The organism is Roseibium sp., from assembly GCF_025698965.1.
Taxonomy (GTDB): domain Bacteria; phylum Pseudomonadota; class Alphaproteobacteria; order Rhizobiales; family Stappiaceae; genus Roseibium.
The window spans coordinates 1-3,033 of the sequence record NZ_JAILWL010000624.1; the positions used below are offsets into that span (position 1 = coordinate 1).

Sequence of the window (3,033 nt, forward strand, 5' to 3'; positions counted from 1 at the left end):
AACGGATATGCTTCTTTCCACCAATCCGATTGCGGTTGCGATCCCGGCTGCGCAACGGCCGCCGATCGTTCTTGATATGGCGACCACGGTCGCGGCCTACGGCAAGGTCAAGACCGCTGCCCAACGCGGCGAGATGATGCCTGAAGGTTGGATGATTGACCGGGAAGGCAAGCCGCTCCTCGACCCCAGGCGTTCTTCTGAGGGCTTCCTGCTGCCGATCGGCGGACCGAAGGGATACGGTCTTTCTCTCGTCTTCGGCATTCTCGCCGGCGTTCTCAACGGTGCCGCCTTTGGCAGAAATGTCGTTGACTTCAATGCGGATTCGAGAAGCCAAACCAATACCGGTCAATTTATCCTCATGCTCAACATCGCTGCTTTCACGGACCCGGCCGGCTTCAAATTGTCGATCGACGGTGTCTGGGAAGAAATGAAACAGTCTCGGCGCCTTCCAGGTGTCAAAGAAATCCGGCTCCCCGGAGAACGTCTGCATGCAACACGGGCGGATCGAAGCTCGAAAGGCATTCCACTTCCCGATGCCTTGCTCTCCAACCTTGACACCCTGGCTGACGAACACGCTGTTGCTCCTGTTGACCGGCGTGTTTTTTAAGGCACCACGCCGGATGGCATCATGGGTTTGGTCACGAAGGAACCGGCTCCTCAGGCCGCCTCCGCGTTCCAGGTACTGCCGTTGATTTTCCAGGTTTCGGCGACCCGACTTCCGGACATCTGAAGCATCTTGGATACAGCACAGTGGTGGCGCAGTTTTTCAACGACAGCCGAAATCCCCTCCTCAGTGCCATCCATCTCCGCCGTGATCGAAATCTTCACATCGGGAAACGGTATATCAATCGGTTCGATCAGACGGGTACCACGGCTGTCCATTGTGGTGACAACATCGATATCCATCTCCGTGATCCTGACACCATTGGCTTCCGCGAGCTTGTTTGAAATCACATGAGTGCAGCCGACAAGACCGGCAATCATCGTTTCGACGGGCATCGGACCGAGGTTGGTGCCGCCGCGTTCAATCGGTTCATCGATCACCATGCTCACATCGCGGGCGCTCACGACCGATTTGGTGTTGGTTTCCTGGCGTCCCGTGACGCGAAACGTCCATATCTGCTTTTCTTTAATTCTCATGCCGGTTTCTTTCCACCGGACAGGACTGGTCGATCTGTCGCGCAGGACAGAAGGCACTTCCTGTCTCTTTTACGAAGAATGGCCGGCTGGGCAACAATGCCAAGCCGGCGTCTTTTGCTTATTGCGTGATCGACTTCACGAGGTCCTTGTAGGCTTCGCTCTGCGATTCACGCATTGCCTGATAATCAGCCCCGGACATGTAGTCGACGTTCTCACCAAGACGGGACATCATGCGATTGTAGGTCTTGTCTTCCAAAAGCGCTGCGAAAGCGGCTTCCAGCTTGGCAAGAACATCTTCAGGCGTACCGGCGGGTGCCAATACGACCCGGTGCATGAAGCCCACATCCCCTTCAACACCGACCTCAGCGAACGTCGGAACGTCCGGATAGATCCGCTCGGCGCCCGCAGTCGCAAGCACGCGCACATCGCCGGACAGCAACAGGGGTGCGATCGTTGACGGGAACGCCATTGTCAGGTCAGCGTCACCGGCAAGCAGGGCCTGCATAGCCGGACCCCCACCCTGATAAGGCACCATGTTGAAATAGGCATCGCGCGCTTTCATGATCTGTGCAGCGGGAACAAACAAAGCTCCCCAGTTGCCTGAATGCGCCATCCGGACTTCACCCGGCTTCGCCTTTGCAGCTTCAATCAGCTCATCGAATGTCTGATATGGGCTGTCGGCGCGCACAATAACGGCAATCGGCGCGTAGTTGATGCGAGCGACCGGCACAAAGTCCTTCAATGGATCGTAGGGCAGGTTCTCCACATGCTGCTGAAGCATATCGATGTAGTTGTGACTGAACAGCAGCGTGTAGCCGTCCGAGCTGGAAGTAGCGACCTCCTGCGTTCCCTTTTGCCCCCCGGCGCCCGGCGTCAACCGGACAATCATCGCCTGGTTCAGGAACGAGGGAATTGTAGAAGTAATCACACGGGCATTCAGATCGTGCGATCCACCAGCCCCCAGCGGGATGACCATTGTCACAGGTTTTTCAGGATATTCGGCTTGAGCCGGGGAAACAGTGGCAGCCATCGCCGCTGCCGCGGCGAACACCGCTCCTTTCCATAACTTCATCATCATTTCTTCCTCCTCCGTGTGCATCGAAATGATTGTTCAAAGACCCGCGGACGATGCGGACGCAGGTCTTCCCTGCCCTAACCTGCAACCATCTTCTTCATCCTCCTCCACAGGATGAAGCCGACAACAGGGGTCAGGGCCAGAAGGATGAGCATCCCTTGCCGCTCGGTGAACAGGAATGCGAACGGTGCGTTGTTGGCCATCGCAACGGTCTGGCCAAAGGCGTATTCCATCGGCGGGGCCAGGATGAAACCCATGACCATGGGCATGACGTCGAACCGTGCTGCCCGGGCAACGAGGCCGAACGCCCCGAAAGCCACCAGCATCAACAGGTCGAACGAGTCCGAGCGGAACACAAACGCACCGGCGAATGCGAACATGATGACGATCGGCACCAGCAGCGAATTCTTCAGCGTGACCAGCCGGGAAAAGAAGGGTACCGAAAGATATCCGATGACCAGGAAAAGCAAGTTGGCGATTACCATTGCGATCAGGATCGCAAAAACGGTCGCTCCCTGCTCTTCGAACAATTGTGGTCCTGGACGCAGCCCTTGGGCAACAAAGGCACCGAGCAAGATTGCTGTCACGTTGTCGCCCGGAATGCCAAGCGTCAGAAGCGGGACAAGTGTCGGACCGTTGACGGCGTTATTTGCAGATTCCGCCGCAGCAACGCCCTCGATCTCGCCTTTTCCGAAGTTTTCGGGGTTTTTTGATGCGTTTTTCGCAGCCGTGTATCCCATCATCGCCGCGACGACTTGCCCAAGACCCGGAACAATCCCGATCCCGGTTCCGATGACACATGAACGGCAAAGCGTGCG

At 56.9% G+C, this 3,033-nt stretch carries 4 protein-coding genes; 1 reads left to right on the forward strand and 3 read right to left on the reverse strand.

The annotated features are described in order from the left end of the window. The coding region (locus tag K5905_RS30670; RefSeq protein WP_297591513.1) for an Ldh family oxidoreductase at positions 1-607 on the forward strand (607 nt) is incomplete at its 5' end. Positions 608-657: 50 nt separating this feature from the next. Here the strand turns inward: K5905_RS30670 and K5905_RS30675 are convergent. The 3 genes from K5905_RS30675 to K5905_RS30685 all read right to left on the reverse strand — a co-directional run. Continuing rightward, positions 658-1,140 carry an OsmC family protein gene (locus K5905_RS30675; protein ID WP_297591514.1) on the reverse strand — a complete coding sequence of 161 codons (483 nt, stop codon included), beginning with the start codon at positions 1,138-1,140 and terminating at the stop codon, positions 658-660. A 118-nt stretch (positions 1,141-1,258) separates the two neighbouring features. Further along, on the reverse strand, positions 1,259-2,218 hold the full coding sequence (locus K5905_RS30680; protein WP_297591515.1) for a tripartite tricarboxylate transporter substrate binding protein: 960 nt from the start codon (positions 2,216-2,218) through the stop codon (positions 1,259-1,261). Between the two features lie 74 nt (positions 2,219-2,292). Then, on the reverse strand, positions 2,293-3,033 hold a 741-nt coding region (locus K5905_RS30685), incomplete at its 5' end, for a tripartite tricarboxylate transporter permease (protein WP_297591516.1).